At 38.6% G+C, this 15833-nt stretch carries 19 protein-coding genes and 1 tRNA gene; 4 read left to right on the top strand and 16 right to left on the bottom strand.

The features are described from left to right. Positions 1 to 16 precede the first annotated feature (16 nt). Positions 17 to 196, bottom strand: a complete 180-nt coding sequence (locus tag MJX77_RS10480) for a hypothetical protein (RefSeq protein ID WP_002118942.1) — start codon at positions 194 to 196, stop codon at positions 17 to 19. A gap of 208 nt (positions 197 to 404) precedes the next feature. On the opposite strand from MJX77_RS10480, the gene MJX77_RS10475 reads away from it, so the two are divergent. Further along, on the top strand, positions 405 to 1640 hold the full coding sequence (locus MJX77_RS10475; RefSeq protein WP_004790755.1) for a pyridoxal phosphate-dependent aminotransferase: 1236 nt from the start codon (positions 405 to 407) through the stop codon (positions 1638 to 1640). Between the two features lie 56 nt (positions 1641 to 1696). Here MJX77_RS10475 and MJX77_RS10470 read toward each other — a convergent pair whose 3' ends face one another. Next, a complete protein-coding gene (locus MJX77_RS10470; RefSeq protein WP_151767157.1) occupies positions 1697 to 2104 on the bottom strand; it encodes a GFA family protein in 408 nt (135 codons plus the stop codon). A gap of 179 nt (positions 2105 to 2283) precedes the next feature. On the opposite strand from MJX77_RS10470, the gene MJX77_RS10465 reads away from it, so the two are divergent. After that, entirely contained in the window at positions 2284 to 2721 is a 438-nt protein-coding gene (locus tag MJX77_RS10465; protein WP_016146110.1) for a PaaI family thioesterase, read from the top strand. 15 nt (positions 2722 to 2736) lie between these two features. Here the strand turns inward: MJX77_RS10465 and MJX77_RS10460 are convergent, their stop codons facing one another. Together MJX77_RS10460 and MJX77_RS10455 are read right to left on the bottom strand one after the other, a co-directional pair. After that, positions 2737 to 3168: a hypothetical protein gene (locus MJX77_RS10460; protein WP_004790752.1), complete on the bottom strand. Its 432-nt coding sequence runs from the start codon at positions 3166 to 3168 to the stop codon at positions 2737 to 2739. A 41-nt stretch (positions 3169 to 3209) separates the two neighbouring features. Beyond that, positions 3210 to 3356, bottom strand: coding sequence for a hypothetical protein (locus MJX77_RS10455; protein WP_081399273.1), 147 nt, complete (start codon positions 3354 to 3356; stop codon positions 3210 to 3212). Between the two features lie 46 nt (positions 3357 to 3402). Here MJX77_RS10455 and MJX77_RS10450 point away from each other — a divergent pair. After that, positions 3403 to 3478: transfer RNA gene (locus tag MJX77_RS10450), tRNA-Asn, on the top strand. 168 nt (positions 3479 to 3646) lie between these two features. Here MJX77_RS10450 and MJX77_RS10445 read toward each other — a convergent pair. From MJX77_RS10445 to MJX77_RS10390, 12 genes are all read right to left on the bottom strand, one after another. Then, complete coding sequence (locus MJX77_RS10445; RefSeq protein ID WP_252058958.1) at positions 3647 to 4405, bottom strand: SDR family oxidoreductase; 759 nt, start codon at positions 4403 to 4405, stop codon at positions 3647 to 3649. Between the two features lie 269 nt (positions 4406 to 4674). Continuing rightward, positions 4675 to 5319, bottom strand: a complete 645-nt coding sequence (locus MJX77_RS10440; RefSeq protein WP_013197099.1) for a MiaE family protein — start codon at positions 5317 to 5319, stop codon at positions 4675 to 4677. Positions 5320 to 5325: 6 nt separating this feature from the next. Beyond that, positions 5326 to 6051, bottom strand: a complete 726-nt coding sequence (gene pdxJ / locus MJX77_RS10435) for a pyridoxine 5'-phosphate synthase (protein ID WP_004790748.1) — start codon at positions 6049 to 6051, stop codon at positions 5326 to 5328. A 13-nt stretch (positions 6052 to 6064) separates the two neighbouring features. Continuing rightward, positions 6065 to 6778, bottom strand: coding sequence for a DNA repair protein RecO (recO, locus tag MJX77_RS10430; protein ID WP_107882892.1), 714 nt, complete (start codon positions 6776 to 6778; stop codon positions 6065 to 6067). Positions 6779 to 6787: 9 nt separating this feature from the next. After that, complete coding sequence (locus MJX77_RS10425; RefSeq protein ID WP_004790744.1) at positions 6788 to 6991, bottom strand: NF038104 family lipoprotein; 204 nt, start codon at positions 6989 to 6991, stop codon at positions 6788 to 6790. A gap of 17 nt (positions 6992 to 7008) precedes the next feature. Beyond that, a complete protein-coding gene (gene era, locus MJX77_RS10420; protein ID WP_081399272.1) occupies positions 7009 to 8031 on the bottom strand; it encodes a GTPase Era in 1023 nt (340 codons plus the stop codon). A gap of 11 nt (positions 8032 to 8042) precedes the next feature. Next, entirely contained in the window at positions 8043 to 8735 is a 693-nt protein-coding gene (rnc, locus tag MJX77_RS10415; RefSeq protein WP_004790741.1) for a ribonuclease III, read from the bottom strand. Continuing rightward, entirely contained in the window at positions 8707 to 9081 is a 375-nt protein-coding gene (locus MJX77_RS10410) for a DUF4845 domain-containing protein (RefSeq protein ID WP_004790739.1), read from the bottom strand. The genes rnc and MJX77_RS10410 overlap by 29 nt, the downstream gene beginning before the upstream one ends. Positions 9082 to 9105: 24 nt before the next feature. Further along, the gene (gene lepB / locus MJX77_RS10405) at positions 9106 to 9933 is read right to left on the bottom strand and encodes a signal peptidase I (RefSeq protein ID WP_004790734.1); all 828 of its coding nucleotides are present in this window, start codon (positions 9931 to 9933) and stop codon (positions 9106 to 9108) included. Between the two features lie 76 nt (positions 9934 to 10009). Then, entirely contained in the window at positions 10010 to 11827 is a 1818-nt protein-coding gene (gene lepA / locus MJX77_RS10400; protein ID WP_009393568.1) for a translation elongation factor 4, read from the bottom strand. A 174-nt stretch (positions 11828 to 12001) separates the two neighbouring features. Then, a complete protein-coding gene (locus tag MJX77_RS10395) occupies positions 12002 to 12454 on the bottom strand; it encodes an acyl-CoA thioesterase (protein ID WP_004790729.1) in 453 nt (150 codons plus the stop codon). 124 nt (positions 12455 to 12578) lie between these two features. Beyond that, the gene (locus MJX77_RS10390) at positions 12579 to 13955 is read right to left on the bottom strand and encodes a Do family serine endopeptidase (protein WP_215898298.1); all 1377 of its coding nucleotides are present in this window, start codon (positions 13953 to 13955) and stop codon (positions 12579 to 12581) included. A 230-nt stretch (positions 13956 to 14185) separates the two neighbouring features. On the opposite strand from MJX77_RS10390, the gene nadB reads away from it, so the two are divergent. Beyond that, positions 14186 to 15829 carry an L-aspartate oxidase gene (gene nadB / locus MJX77_RS10385; RefSeq protein WP_013197095.1) on the top strand — a complete coding sequence of 548 codons (1644 nt, stop codon included), beginning with the start codon at positions 14186 to 14188 and terminating at the stop codon, positions 15827 to 15829. The last annotated feature ends 4 nt before the right edge of the window (positions 15830 to 15833 follow it).

The following is a 15833-nucleotide window of genomic DNA, read 5'->3' as shown; positions in this document are numbered from 1 at the left end:
TGCCTGTTTTTCAAAATTAGCGTTTTCCCATAGAACGACGCGTACCACGTGGAGGCATCCACGTTCTATCTGCGTATTGCTCTGGTTTAGGACGTACTTGGTTGTGTACCGCATCGTCGGCTTGATTGCTTTCATTCGGCATTGGGAATGGCAATTTCACCAAAGCCTTTTTCTGTTTTGGCTGTTGCTCAGTCATGATTCATTCTCGAAATTTCGATTGCGACTTATTATAAATGATTTTTATCATTTCTTTCCAAAAAAGCTTCAATTGAATAAAACAGCGACAAGATCTTTCTTAAATCAAACTTTTTTACATCTAAAAATACCCACATCCGCAAATTACTTAATTTTTGCGATAAGATAGTATGCTTTTTATTTTTTAATCCCATAAGAGGAATATTGCCGTGGACGTACGTCTTTCTGATCGTGTCAATGCTATCAAACCGTCCCCTACACTTGCTGTAACCAACAAAGCTGCTGAACTTAAAGCTGCTGGCAAGAACGTGATTGGTTTAGGTGCTGGCGAACCAGACTTTGATACCCCGCAACACATCAAAGATGCTGCAATTGAAGCGATTAATAATGGTTTCACCAAATATACGGCTGTAGATGGTACTCCTGGATTAAAAAAAGCAATTATTGCTAAATTTAAGCGTGATAATAATCTTGATTATCAAGCGAATCAGATTTTGGTTTCATGTGGTGGTAAGCAAAGCTTCTTTAACTTGGCACTTGCTCTATTAAACAAAGGCGATGAAGTTATCATTCCAGCACCTTTCTGGGTAAGCTATCCAGATATGGTCATTATTGCTGAAGGTACTCCAGTCATTGTGAAATGTGGCGAAGACCAACGCTTCAAAATCACTCCTGAACAATTAGAAGCTGCTATTACACCTAACACTCGCTTAGTTGTATTAAACAGCCCTTCTAACCCGACTGGTATGATTTATAGCAAAGCTGAATTAGAAGCTTTAGCTGAAGTTTTACGTCGCCACCCACAAGTATTTGTTGCATCTGACGATATGTATGAACCAATTCGTTGGGAAGATGAGTTCTACAACATCGCAACTGTTGCTCCAGATTTATATGACCGCACGATTGTTTTAAATGGTGTTTCTAAAGCATATGCAATGACTGGTTGGCGTATTGGCTATGCAGCCGGTCCAGCAAAAATCATTGGTGCAATGAAAAAGATCCAATCACAGTCAACTTCTAACCCAACTTCTATTTCGCAAGTTGCTGCTGAAGCTGCATTGAATGGTCCACAAGATGTTTTAGAGCCAATGATTGAAGCGTTTAAACGCCGTCATGACTTAGTTGTAAACGGCTTAAATGACATCAAAGGTATTTCTTGCTTACCTGCTGATGGCGCTTTCTATGCCTATGCAAACATTCGTCCTCTTATTCGTGCAAAAGGCTTAAAATCTTGCACAGAGTTCTCTGAATGGTTATTAGAAGAAACTGGCGTAGCAGTAGTACCTGGTGATGCATTTGGTTTAGGCGGTTTTATGCGTATTTCATATGCAACAGCTGACGAAGTACTTGTTGATGCGTTAGCACGTATCAAAAAAGCTGCTGACTCAATTGAAGGTGTAGATGCTGCTATTGCTTCAATCGAAGCTGAAAAAGCTGCGAAATAATCTGTAAAAATTAAAAAGGGTCTCAAAATTGAGGCCCTTTTTTATAATTAAAATTATTATAGGTTAAATAACGCAGCGACCTGAGCCTCAGTCAATTTCTTTGTATCATTTTGAAAAGTATAAAAATCGGGTTTTGAATCAATAAAAATTTCCATATCCAAATTCAAGTCTTCTACTGGCTCATTTAAAGAAAATGCATTGATGTTGCAGTAGCTTTGATCTTTCGTTCTCCAAAAAATTGTCGTGCCACAAGCATTACAAAAACCTCGTTCTCCCCAGTCAGAAGAGTTAAATACACTAAGATGCTTTTGCTGAATAAACTTTAAACTACCTTTGACCACATCAATTGTCATAATGACACCACTAGTTTGTCTACGACACATCGAGCAATGGCAAACATGTACATCATGATTTTTTAATTCAACTTCAAAAGTTGTTTCACCACATAAACACTGACCGTTCATTATTATTTTCCATAAGAAGTTTATATTTTTAGAGTTATAAAATATTCTGCTCAACCAAAATTTACAAGTTCATAAACTATAAAGTGGCCTATATTTCTTGTACTTGACAATATATATTTTAACGCCTAATTTAACATCAAGTTCTATTTTAGAACTTAAAGAATTAAAGGACTCAAAAAATGAAAAATCCGATGGAAATGACTGGTCTTGAATTTTTACAAGCCATGATAGAAGGCCATATTCCTCCTGCAAGCATTAGCAAAACCATACCTATGCAACCTACTGAAATCTCGGAAGGATCTGTTACTTTTAAAGCCCAAGCTGATCATAACCATCTAAATCCACTCGGTGGAGTGCATGGTGGTTTTGCTGCCACCGTCCTAGATTCGGTAACTGGCTGTGCAGTACATACGATGTTACCTGCGGGTGTAGGCTATGGCACAATCGACCTTAACGTGAAAATGTGCCGCCCGATTCCAAAGAACCATCCTTTAATTGCGACAGGCAAAGTCATTAATTTAAGTAAAAATTTAGGTATTTCCGAAGGAAAGATTATTGATGAGGAAGGTAAACTGTATGCCTATGCAACAGCAACCTGCATGATTATTCGTCCCTAATGATTAAAGGCAGCCTTAAACCGCTGCCTTTTTTATTGAGTAATCTTGATTATTTGGACGTTCACAAGTTTGCGCAATCACATAAGGTGCCCAAATATTTTTAAGTTGAAGTTCTATAATTTCTTGATGCTCAGTAGACCAAGCTAATACTTTATTTTTACCCAACAATAACTCCCCTTCCAATTGAAAAATATATAGAGATTTAGAGGAGTTTAATAATTTCGAGCTTTTTAAAATTTTAAGTGAATTATGCACATTCCATTTAGAACTAAACCAAAGCTGCAGTAAATCGCCTAAATATAAATTCTGTTTTTTGAAAGGATAAGCATCAATCCATGCATCTTCTACAGGTGTGTAATAAGATTCTGATTGAGTTAAGACATTAAGATAATTTTGTTGATAAAAATCAAAATTAGAAAAAATAGAAGCAATCGTAAGTGTTTTCATACTTATCTCCGATTTAGCCATTTTAGTGCTGGCAAGTTGGTTTAAATCCACACTGTTTGGATTTCTCCAAACGCTTGTTCTTTCTTGAATCTAGCAATTGACTTTTTAAAGTGCAAGTAATTTCTTAACACAGCACCCAACTGATCAAATAAAAAGCATACAACACAAAAATGAAGTAAACATGACAATTTAGACTTGACCCTTCTCAAAATCTCCTTATAATCGCATGCAGATTCTCCCATAGCTCAGTCGGTAGAGCGACGGACTGTTAATCCGCAGGTCCCTGGTTCGAGCCCAGGTGGGAGAGCCAAATACTAAAAAGCCCGCAGCATTAAAGCGGGCTTTTTTTTGCCATAATTTTATTAATAGTTATAAAAAATCCCCTATCAAGATAGAGGATTTAATTTTCATGCTTAAACCATTTACTTGGCTTAATGATCTAATCTAAGTTTGAAAAAGATATTCCTTTCTTAAATCATTATTCCATTTCAACCACTTTTAAAGGATTAAAAGACTGAGTGGTCGGCATCATTTCAATACGATTAATATTAACGTGCGGAGGTTGTGAGGCAACCCAAGCTACCGTATTTGCAATATCTTCAGGCAAGATTGGATTCTTTTTATCATAAAGACTGTTCACTTTCTCTTGGTCACCTTTAAAACGTACCAAAGAAAACTCTGTACCCCCACAAAGCCCTGGCTCAATGTTAGTTACTCGAATACCCGTACCTGCTAGATCAGCTCGAAGGTTTAAACTAAATTGCTCCACAAATGCTTTGGTTGCACCGTAAACGTTACCCCCCGGATATGGGTATGTACCTGCAATTGACCCCATATTGATAATTAAGCCAGACTTTTTCTTTACCATGCTTGGCAAAATTAGTCGGGTAACAGTAATAAGCCCCTTAACATTGGTATCAATCATAGTGTACCAATCATCTAAATCTGATTTATCTGCTGATTCTAACCCTAAGGCCAATCCAGCATTATTAACCAATAAATCAATTTCACTGATTTGAAATTCGGCTGGTAAGTCAACCAAGGCTTTATTTATATTTTCTACGGTATCTGTCATGTCAAATACTAAGGGATAGAACTTTTCACCAAGTTCTTGCTGTAATTCTTTTAATTTTTCTGCCCGTCTTCCACAGCCAATAACTTTGTAGCCTAATTCAATCAGTTTTTTTGAAATACTATAACCAAAGCCCGCAGAGGCACCTGTAACTAATGCTAACATTCTTATATCCTTAAAATATTCGACTAATTGAGTTAAACCGATTATGAACAAAACTATCTTTATATTTACATAATATTCGTTATTACTTTAAAAAATAAAAGTTTTTTAAAAAATTTTAAGAGAAATTAAAATTTATAAAAAATATATTTATTAAATAATTATATGCATAAAAAAACTAAAAGCAGAACATGCCGACCGCCGAAGAAATAAAGCTCACCTAATAAAAAGTTTACCTTTTACGGTAAACTTTTTATTTAAAACTTCTAATATTATGCAGGCACACCGCTATGAAAACGGAAGGTATCATCAGGCGTTAAAATCAGATTCTTTTCAACCTCACGAATATGCTCAATACGCTGCTGAATATCCTCTTTAGGATTTTTCATTTTTGCAGTTTTTGCAACATCAAGTGCAAGTGCCAAGTAGTCTTCAAAATGGCGAGACTCCGACTTAAGCAAATAGCGATAATAGCGTCCTAACTCATCATCTACACGTGGGGCAAGAGCGTGAAAGCGTTCGCATGAGCGCGCCTCAACAAAAGCACCTACCACAAGTACATCAATTAAAGCCTCTGGCTCATAAGTACGAATCTCTTTACGGAGCCCACCAGCATAGCGCCCTGCACTTAAGCCATCCCACTTCTGACCACGCTTGGCCATAAGCTCAAGCACTTGTTCATAATGAAGCATTTCTTCCCGTACCAGCTGTGCAAGCTTTACTTGCAAATCAGGGAAGAAGCTATAACGGAACATTAAGTTCATTGCTGTACTAGCTGCTTTTTTTTCACAATTAGCATGATCTTGCATCAAAATATCTAGATTATTGATTGCCTCATCTAACCATGCTTTTGGCGTTTGACAGCCTAAAAAAGCCAAAACAGGTTGCATTAATTCATCGTAATTGATACTCGACATAACCAATTAACCTGCCACCTGAATTGCTGCTTTCATATCTTTAACAGCTTGAACCAGACCCACAAAAACACTATCTGCAATAATTGAGTGTCCAATGTTTAACTCGTGAATTTGTGAGATAGCAGCAATTGGAGCAATATTCTTAAGGTTAAGGCCATGACCAGCATTTACAACTAAACCTTTTGAAGCTGCATATTCAACACCTTTGATAATACGCGCCAGCTCAGCCTGTTGATCTTGCTCTGTTGCCGCATCTGCATATGCACCCGTGTGTAACTCAATCGTAGGTGCACCACATGCAACTGCTGCATCAATTTGAGCTAAATCAGCATCAATAAATAATGATACGTCACAGCCAATAGCAGCTAAAGTCTGAGTTGCAGCTTTAACTTTTTCAAAGTTGCCTACTACATCTAAACCACCTTCGGTAGTTACTTCTTGGCGTCTTTCAGGAACAAAACAAACATGCTGTGGCTGAATTTCCTTCGCAAACTCGACCATCTCATCAGTAACAGCCAACTCTAGATTCATGCGTGTTTTTAGTAATGGACGCATGCGGCGTACGTCATCATCTTGAATATGGCGACGGTCTTCACGCAAATGCAAAGTAATGCCCTCTGCACCCGCTTGTTCACAAATAAGAGCAGCTTCTACAGGATCTGGGTAAGTAGTACCGCGCGCCTGTCTCAAAGTAGCAACATGGTCTATGTTTACACCAAGCAATGCAGCCATAAATAAATCCTAATTACGATTGAGTTTGAGTGTTTTGAATCCATAATTGTCGACTTTTTAGGGGACGATCACCTAAAAGCGATGTAATCATTTGACGGTATAGTTTACCTAATAATTGCAATTGTTCGAGAGAAAAATCCTGCCCTTGTTCATAATCCAACATAGACAAAATCGCTTTCCCCGACAAAGAAGAACGACTCGCCTGCACAACAGGAGCGAAACCTTCTGTCACTTGAAATTGATAAAACTGATGAGCCTGAATCGGCTGTTGTTGGGTATCGACAGAGAAATCAATCGCGTATCCAAGTTCAGGAAGTAAAATATGCTCGAACTGGCGCAAAATCTGCCGAAGAAAAAGATCAGGATTTTCGTGAGAAGATAATTCTTGTAATTGAAGTAACGTTAACTGATATTGCTCAAACGTTTGTGGCATTGTCTCTTCTAAGGGACAAAGTCTAAGAACAACTTCATTTAAATAAAATCCGGCAAAAAAAGCATCACCAAAAAAGAAAACAGGCTGATTTAAGATTTCAAGCTTTGTAAAGTTTTTCAGCTCACTTTTACCCGTGGCTTGCAAGCGGATAGGCTGATATTGAGGAGGCGGAGTCTGTCTTAAAATACCATCGACTCGCCCATACTCCTGAGTAAAAAGATGCACAATATGACTTTTTTCACGGTACTTACGGTGATGAATCATATATCCATGGAGGACTTCATTGCGCATCATAAAAAGAAACTATTCCTCAGATTCTTTTTCTTTTTTGTCATCCTCATCATCACCATCAGGAATTACCGCCCCTACAACAGCCGCTGTACCTTTAACAACACCTTTTGTAGTTTTATAGGCGATACCTACTGGTACGGTTACAAGCTTATATACACAACCTTGTAACATCAATGTACATCCAATTATAGCGACCAATGATGTAATTGTTTTCATACCAGCATCCTTATCCTTTAGATATCACTATACCCTAAGCTTTTTAAAGCACGCTCATCATCAGACCAGCCACCTTTAACTTTAACCCATAAGGTAAGCATAATTTTTTGCTCAAACATTTTTTCCATGTCTTTACGAGCATCCATACCGATTGTTTTAAGCTTGGCACCTTTTTCACCAATCACAATCGCTTTTTGGCCTGCACGATCTACAAAAATCGTTGCATCAATATAAGTACAAGCTGGCTTTAAACGACCAGTTTTTTCATTAACAGTCTCTTCTTCCGTTTTGAAAGATTCAATTTGTACTGTTAAATCATAAGGTAATTCTTCACCTAACTGACGCATGATTTTTTCACGAATAATTTCGCTAGCTAAAAAGCGCTCAGAACGGTCAGTAATCTGATCAAATGAATACAAAGGCGCTTGGTAAGGAAGATACTTCTCAATTGTTTCACTCAAGTGTTCCAAATTTGCTCCGCGTAATGCAGATACAGGAACGATCTCGGCAAAATTCATAAGCTTAGCGCGCTCTTGAATCAAAGGAAGAATATCTCTTTTATCTTCAAAAGTATCAGCCTTATTAATCACCAAAATAACTGGCATTTCAGCATTCTTGAGCTTTTCAAGCACTAAGTCGTCATTTTGCGTCCACTTATAAGCATCAATAACAAATAAGACCAAATTGACGTCACGTAATGCAGAATGAGCTGCACGGTTCATCATTTTATTAATAGCACGCACTTCTTTTTTATGCATACCCGGGGTATCTACATATACCGCCTGCATTTTTTCACGCGAATCAATACCAATAATTTTATGACGTGTTGTTTGAGGTTTACGCGAAGTAATAGAAAGCTTTTGACCTAACAAATGGTTCATGAGGGTAGATTTACCCACATTTGGACGTCCCACAATCGCCACAAATCCGCTCTTAAAATCCGAAGGAATTGTTACGCCTTTGGAACTAAAAAATTGATCAATCAGATTATTAGGATCTTGGTTCTCATTTGAATCTGGATTGATTTGATCAGAATGCATCGACATGCAGGTTATTGCTCCAATAACTTTAAAATTTCCGCCGCTGCTGCCTGCTCGGCAAAACGACGACTTGAACCCTCACCATGAATCTTTGATAAGCCATCTATCAAACATTCAACTTTAAAGTGCTGGTGAGGTGCATCACCCTGAATATCTACAACCTCGTAAACAGGGAGAGGTTTTTTACGTGCTTGTAGATACTCTTGTAAACGTGATTTAGGGTCTTTAAGTTGATCCGTAGGCTCAATATGGTCTAAATACGGTACATACCATTTTAGCACAATATCTGTAAGTAAGTTGAGATCACCACTATCAATATAAATTGCACCAATAATGGCTTCTACCGTATCAGCCAATATTGACTCACGATGATGACCACCAGATTTCAATTCACCCGTACTTAATATTAAACACCGACTAAGTTGCAAATCGGTTGCAATCTTACCTAACGCTTCCTGACGTACTAAAGTCGCTCGCATACGCGTTAGGCGACCTTCATTTTCATTTGGATAGGCATGATATAGATAATTGGCAATAATCATGCCTAATAATGAATCGCCTAAAAACTCCAAGCGCTCGTAATTGTATTTATGACTCACCGAACGATGAGTCAAAGCTAACTGTAACAATTCAAGCTGCTTGAATTGATATCCGATTCGACTCAATAAGCGAGGATCACTTAGTTTGAACTGATGTTTTATCAAAACTCTTCTCAAATGTTAAAACTAAATCAATATTTGATAAGAAGGGTTTTCTTACCTCATATTTCTTTGTGACTTTCAGACCAGACTCATTAAACACTTGCGCAATCTCTTTAAAATGAAGGTCACGAATATTGTTCATTTCCAGTCGCTGATCCATTTGTGTCATAAACTTCTGTGGGGTGATGTCAGAAGAGCTTTCTTGTAAAAGCTCTTCTATTTGATTATTAATCAATCGATCATCCCAATATGCTGGCCAAACTGCAAGTACAGCTTTTACTGCAACCGCAAATATAACCACCCCAAATAAAATTGCTAAATACGAAGTACCTTGTTGTGCCTTACGCATTTCTTTTTTTCCTAATGGTTGTTTTTAATCTATTTTTCCATTTCGGCCAAAGTTAGGAAGATGTAAACCCGGTTCTTTATGCATCCAGACATAGAATGCTCGTCCTGTTAAATTTTCTTCAGGAACAAAGCCCCAGAAACGACTGTCTGCACTTTGATCACGGTTATCCCCCATTGCAAAGTAATGTCCTTTTGGAACAGTCACTTCCCAATATAAACCGTCTTGGTTTGCATATTTACCATTTTCAACATAGTTGATAAACGGTGCTTGACGCGCCACATTTACGCCTTCAAGTTCACGCATTGTAAAGGTGTGCGTACCAATCGTCTCTTTATGATAAATAGACGTTGGTGTATCTAATACATCTTTTTCACGGCTAAACTGTGTTAATACTTTCGGTACTTTTTGTCCGTTAATAATCAATTGTCCATGATCATAAACAAGATGATCGCCTGGTAAACCGATTACACGTTTAATATAACTAATGGTAGGTTGAGGTGGATAACGGAATACAATCACATCACCACGCTTTGGTTCTCCCACATCAATAATTTTCTTATTAACGATAGGTAAACGCACACCATAATCAAATTTATTAACCAGAATAAAATCACCAGTTTCTAAAGTAGGTACCATAGAGTCTGATGGGATATTAAATGGTTCGTAAAGGAATGAACGAAGTACAAGTACTACAGCTAAAACTGGCCAAAAGTCATAAGCCCATGTAATAACAAAATTTTCGTTCCCGCGCCCTTTATTTGCACGCTGTTTGAATACAAGTTTATCTAACAACCACACTGCAAATAGAATCAGCGTAACTGGAACAAGAATTAAATTAAAATCAAAATCCACACGACCTCACTCGCAGCCTAGCTGCTTGTCTTAAAGTAGGGAAAAGTAATGTCTTACTTCCCCCGACCTTCATTTCTTATCTTTCTACTTTCAATACAGCCAAGAACGCTTCTTGTGGAATTTCAACGCTTCCCACTTGTTTCATACGTTTCTTACCTTCTTTTTGTTTAGAAAGTAGTTTTTTCTTACGTGAAACGTCACCACCATAACATTTTGCTAATACGTTTTTACGCATCGCTTTTACAGTAGAACGAGCAATAATTTGTGCACCGATAGCTGCTTGAATAGCAACGTCGTACATTTGGCGAGGAATCAAATCTTTCATTTTCTCAACCAATGCAATACCACGATGACGCGCGTCATTACGGTGACAAATCATAGCTAAGGCATCAACCTTGTCACTATTAATTAATACATCAACCTTAACTAAAGCTGAACTTTCGAAACGCACAAAGTTATAGTCTAGCGATGCAAAACCACGCGAGCATGATTTTAATTTGTCAAAGAAATCCATAACCACTTCAGCCATTGGGATTTCAAAGGTAATAGAAACTTGATTACCCAAGAATTTCATATCTTTTTGAACACCACGACGTTCAATACAAAGGGTCATTACATTCCCTAAGTACTCTTGCGGAACAAGGATATGACATTCTGCAATCGGTTCACGCAAATCTTCTACAGTAGATCCGTCTGGCATTTTTGATGGACTGTCGATATAAATCGTTTCGCCCTTCTTGGTTAATGCTTCATAAATTACGGTAGGCGCAGAACTGATGAGATCAAGATCGTACTCACGCTCTAAACGCTCTTGTACAATTTCCATGTGCAGCATCCCTAAGAAGCCACAACGGAAACCAAAGCCTAGTGCATCAGAACTTTCTGGTTCAAAGAATAAAGCCGAGTCGTTAATCTGCAATTTTTGTAGCGCTTCACGGAATGGCTCAAAATCACTCGCATCAATCGGGAAAAGACCAGCATAAACCTGTGGTTTAACCTTTTTGAAACCCGGTAAAATCGCAACATCAGGTGTAGATGCAAGCGTAATCGTGTCACCTACTGGTGCACCAAAAATATCTTTAATACCCGCAATTACAAAACCTACTTCGCCAGCTTCAAGGATATCTGTTTCCGTATGCTTCGGATTAAATACACCCACTGAAGTGACCGGATGAGTTTGACCTGTCGATTTAACCAACATTTTGTCGCCCTTACGGATACGACCTTGTTTAATACGTACAAGAGAAACTACACCTAAGTAGTTATCAAACCATGAGTCGATAATTAATGCTTGCAATGGAGCATCACGATCGCCTTCAGGTGCTGGAATAACATCGACTAAACGTTCTAAAACACCTTCAACACCCAAACCAGTTTTTGCTGAACAGGTTGGTGCATCAGTTGCTTCAATTCCGATAATTTCTTCAATTTCATGAATTACACGTTCAGGTTCAGCCTGTGGTAAATCAATTTTATTTAAAATTGGAAGAACTTCGAGACCTTGTTCAATCGCGGTATAACAGTTTGCAACTGATTGTGCTTCTACACCTTGTGCAGCATCTACAACCAATAGTGCACCTTCACATGCAGCTAATGAACGAGAAACTTCATACGAGAAGTCTACGTGTCCAGGAGTATCAATAAAGTTAAGTTGATATTCCTGACCATTAGGATGAGTATAATATAGCGTTACAGAAGCGGCTTTAATGGTAATCCCACGTTCGCGCTCAAGCTCCATTGAGTCTAAGACTTGAGCTTGCATTTCACGATCTTGTAGACCACCACACATCTGAATGAAACGGTCAGCCAATGTAGACTTACCATGGTCAATGTGGGCAATAATCGAGAAATTTCGTATATTTTTGATATCGACGGATTTTTTAGCTTGCGCCATGGGTTACCTTGAGAAAATATAGAGTGCTATGTAGCTTGTTTTAATACACAGCCAAAGCAGTTAAATAAATTGCGTGAGATTATAACAGATGGATATTTTAAAGTATCCAAAATAATCATGAGCTTTGTACTTATGTTTTAAAAATGACAATCAAAGTGAGCCCACTACTTCAGGTTATTGAGCATACGAAATAGTAAAATCATACGGATTTATGCTTGAGTCAAGCGGCTTATATGCATGGGTAAAAGTTGGTGACATTCGTTTTGGACGTCCTGTAGCAATTTCAATACATGCCCATTTAGTATTTCCAACAAATAATACGGCCTGATCTGATGGACGGAAAAATACATATTGGCGGAACGAATAAAGAGCATTGATATCATCTAACCATGTGCGTAATACAATTTGTTCGCCTTCAAATGCAGCTTTACGATATTGCACATGATGTTCAACCGCGACCATTGCATGTTTTAGTTCAAGATATTTAGTTACCCCGACTCCTAAGGTCTCAACATGAGCAGCAGCTACATCTTGCATCCACTGTACATACATCACATTATTCACATGTCCTAAAGCATCAATATGATGTGGCTGCACCTGAATATGTAAATCAAAAATACTACTCACAAATGTTCACTCTTATTTATTAACTTTTAAACTGAAATAAGTGTAGGTAGATATCACTATACGCTCAAGATAAATAACAAAAAACCACCCATGTTTAGGGTGGTTCATTGTTTCTTTTTTAAGTTTACTGAATACGTAAACCAAGCATTGCGCGTTGTCCCTGACGAATAATTGCAACACGCGCTACCGTATTTTTTTGCAAGTTAGAAACGACTTTTGCAAAATCCTGACTATTTAAAATCTGGTTATTGTTGACTTGAACAATCACATCACCCGGAATGATATTTGACAATGATGCTAAGCCACCACGGCGAACATCTTGTACAAAAATCCCACCTTTTACACTTAAAGCACTTTTTTCTGGCTCAGCTAAATCACGAATGCTCATTCCTAAAACTGGTCCTTTAGATACAGTACTTTGTGCACCTGTGGCAGGCGTTTCATCTGGAGCAGTCGTTAAAGTTGCTGAAATATTACGGGTTTTGTCATCACGCAATACTTCAAACTGAACAGTTTGATTCGGCTGTACTTTGTTTAATGCGTAGAGTAATTCACTCGTGCGCGATACCGGATTACCGTTATATTTCAAAATCACGTCACCAGCTCGCAAGCCTGCTTTTTGTGCAGGTGAGTTCGGAGAAATTTGAGTAATTAAAGCACCTTCAGGTTTTGGTAACTTGTAAGCATCAGCAAGGTTTCGGTCAATGTCTTGCATCATCACACCAAGATAAGAGCGTGTTACCTTACCTTTAGTTTTAAGCTGTTCGGCTACATCCATCGCTACGTCAATCGGGATAGAGAAAGACAAGCCCATATAGCCGCCAGTACCACTAAATATTCGAGAGTTTACCCCGACTACCTCACCATTTTGGTTAAACAATGGACCACCAGAGTTACCTGGGTTTAGCGCAACGTCAGTTTGAATAAATGGTACCGAAGTTTCACCACTCATATTTCGTGATTTAGCACTCACAATACCTGCCGACGCAGAGTAGTCAAAGCCAAAAGGCGAACCAATTGCTAAAACTGGCTCTCCCACTCGCAAACGGTCAACATTTCCTACGCGTAAAGCTGGATAGCTATTTCCTGTCACCTTTAACAATGCAACGTCTGTACGCTCATCACTCCCAACCACAGTTGCATCAATTTCACGGCGGTCATTTAAAGTAATACTAATGCGTGAGGCATTTTCAATCACATGGTGGTTGGTGAGTAGGTAACCATCTTTACTAATAAAGAATGCACTACCGTATGCAGTTTTTTCTTGTGGACCCTGTTGCTGTGGAATGATGACCTGATTTCCAAAGAAACGTTTCAAAATTTCAGGGACTTGCTGCTGCAATAGTTCATCCTGAGTCATTTTTTTTACGACGTTTACACTCACCACTGCTGGACTAACTTGTTCAACGAGGTTTGAAAAATCAACAGCAGCATTTGCCTGAACAGCAGCAACTGTAAATACCGCTGCATACATTCCTTGTTGTAAATAGCGAGTTTTCATTCGGTGCTCACCCACAATTGGTCTACGAGAATAAGAATAAAACTGTTGTATCACAACGCTTTGGGGTTGTGCGTAACAATATGTTTATTTGTAAGGCATCCTTACAATCATTATTTTACGCATTGCAACTTTTTAAGCCAATTGCAATTTTTCTCTGAGTTAGAGCGCTTAAGCTCTTGCCTTTTTAGATAAAAAGGGGTGTCATTAGCGGACGTTTTAGATTGTTGCGAATGGACATGCCTAATTTACAGACAATTCACCACTTTGACGTGATTATTGTGGGCAGCGGCGGTGCTGGTTTAAGTCTGGCTTTATCGTTACCAAATCATTTTAATATTGCAGTTTTAGCCAAAGCTGCTTTAACCGAAGCAAGTACCTTCTATGCTCAAGGTGGTGTTGCTGCTGTTCTTGATGAGACTGACTCTATTCAACAGCACATTAATGACACTATGATTGCAGGTGCTCATTTATGTGAAATGGATGCGGTACAACATACCGTAGAAGGCGGTCGTCCTTCTGTTGATTTTCTTTTAAAGCAAGGTGTGCAATTTACTTTAGATGAAGATGAACAACTTCATTTAACACGCGAAGGTGGCCATTCACAGCGACGCATTATCCATTCTGCTGATGCAACAGGTAAAGCCATTTCAACCACCTTGGTTGAACGTGCCAAAGAACGTAAAAATATTACTATTTTTGAAAACTACATTGCGATTGATTTAATTACATCGCATAAATTAGGCCATACAGATCAAGCAAATCGCGCTATTGGTTTGTATGCCTTAGATGAAAATACAGAAAAAGTTCATACTTTCCTTGCACCATTTACCGCACTTGCTTGCGGCGGTGCGATGAAAGCTTATCTGTACACATCTAATCCAGATATTGCTACAGGTGATGGTATTGCAATGGCCTTCCGTGCAGGTTGCCGTGTAGCCAATATGGAATTTAACCAATTCCACCCAACTTGTCTATATCACCCTCAAGCTCGCTCATTTTTAATTACTGAAGCCATGCGCGGTGAAGGTGCTTACTTACGCTTGCCAGATGGCGAGCGTTTTATGCTACGTTTTGATGATCGTGCAGAACTGGCTCCTCGCGATATTGTGGCACGTACCATTGACCATGAAATTAAACGCCTCGGTATTCGTCATGTGTGGTTGGATATTACACACAAATCACCAGAGTTTATCAAAGAGCACTTCCCTACACTTTATGCACGATTGCTTGAGTTAGGTATCGATATTACCAAAGACATGATTCCAGTGGTGCCCGCAGCTCACTATACATGTGGTGGTGTCGTGGTTGACTCAAATAGCCAGACTGATATTGAAGGTCTATATGCGATTGGTGAGACGTCTTATACGGGCTTACATGGTGCAAACCGTATGGCAAGTAACTCATTACTTGAGTGCTTCGTTTACGGAATGAGTGCAGCAAAAGATATCGAAAATAAATTTGATGAAAACTTCAAATTACCTGAAGTACCCACTTGGGATGACTCACAAGTAACCAATCCTGATGAAGATGTGGTGATTTTACAAAACTGGGATGAGTTACGTTCGACCATGTGGAACTATGTTGGTATTGTAAGAACTACAAAACGTTTAGAACGTGCTTTACACCGTATTGAAATGTTAAAGCGTGAAATCACTGAGTATTATCAAGACTACCGTGTTAGCAAAAATTTAATTGAGCTGCGTAACCTTGTTTTAGTATCTGAGATGATTGTACGCTGTGCTATGCAACGTAAAGAATCACGTGGTCTACATTACACGCTTGATTATCCAGAAACTTCGAGTGAGATTCGTAAAACAGTTTTAACTCCTCCAAATTTTGCAGTAGAACAGCCATTAGTTAATACTGATATTTAAGCTG

This window comes from Acinetobacter sp. AHP123 (assembly GCF_023757925.1).
GTDB lineage: Bacteria > Pseudomonadota > Gammaproteobacteria > Pseudomonadales > Moraxellaceae > Acinetobacter > Acinetobacter oleivorans.
The sequence above is the reverse complement of the archived record's forward strand: the minus strand, read 5'-3'. Positions and strand labels throughout refer to the sequence as shown.

Bases quoted from the DNA above. Each gene is read 5' to 3' on its own strand.
- era (WP_081399272.1), bottom strand. From the start codon at position 8,031: ATGCATTCTGATCAAATCAATCCAGATTCAAATGAGAACCAAGATCCT.
- pdxJ (WP_004790748.1), bottom strand. From the start codon at position 6,051: ATGGCTGCATTGCTTGGTGTAAACATAGACCATGTTGCTACTTTGAGA.
- nadB (WP_013197095.1), top strand. From the start codon at position 14,186: ATGGACATGCCTAATTTACAGACAATTCACCACTTTGACGTGATTATT.
- MJX77_RS10390 (WP_215898298.1), bottom strand. From the start codon at position 13,955: ATGAAAACTCGCTATTTACAACAAGGAATGTATGCAGCGGTATTTACA.
- MJX77_RS10410 (WP_004790739.1), bottom strand. From the start codon at position 9,081: ATGCGTAAGGCACAACAAGGTACTTCGTATTTAGCAATTTTATTTGGG.
- MJX77_RS10425 (WP_004790744.1), bottom strand. From the start codon at position 6,991: ATGAAAACAATTACATCATTGGTCGCTATAATTGGATGTACATTGATG.
- MJX77_RS10470 (WP_151767157.1), bottom strand. From the start codon at position 2,104: ATGAACGGTCAGTGTTTATGTGGTGAAACAACTTTTGAAGTTGAATTA.
- MJX77_RS10465 (WP_016146110.1), top strand. From the start codon at position 2,284: ATGAAAAATCCGATGGAAATGACTGGTCTTGAATTTTTACAAGCCATG.
- MJX77_RS10440 (WP_013197099.1), bottom strand. From the start codon at position 5,319: ATGTCGAGTATCAATTACGATGAATTAATGCAACCTGTTTTGGCTTTT.
- MJX77_RS10460 (WP_004790752.1), bottom strand. From the start codon at position 3,168: ATGAAAACACTTACGATTGCTTCTATTTTTTCTAATTTTGATTTTTAT.
- MJX77_RS10480 (WP_002118942.1), bottom strand. From the start codon at position 196: ATGACTGAGCAACAGCCAAAACAGAAAAAGGCTTTGGTGAAATTGCCA.
- MJX77_RS10445 (WP_252058958.1), bottom strand. From the start codon at position 4,405: ATGTTAGCATTAGTTACAGGTGCCTCTGCGGGCTTTGGTTATAGTATT.
- recO (WP_107882892.1), bottom strand. From the start codon at position 6,778: ATGATGCGCAATGAAGTCCTCCATGGATATATGATTCATCACCGTAAG.
- lepA (WP_009393568.1), bottom strand. From the start codon at position 11,827: ATGGCGCAAGCTAAAAAATCCGTCGATATCAAAAATATACGAAATTTC.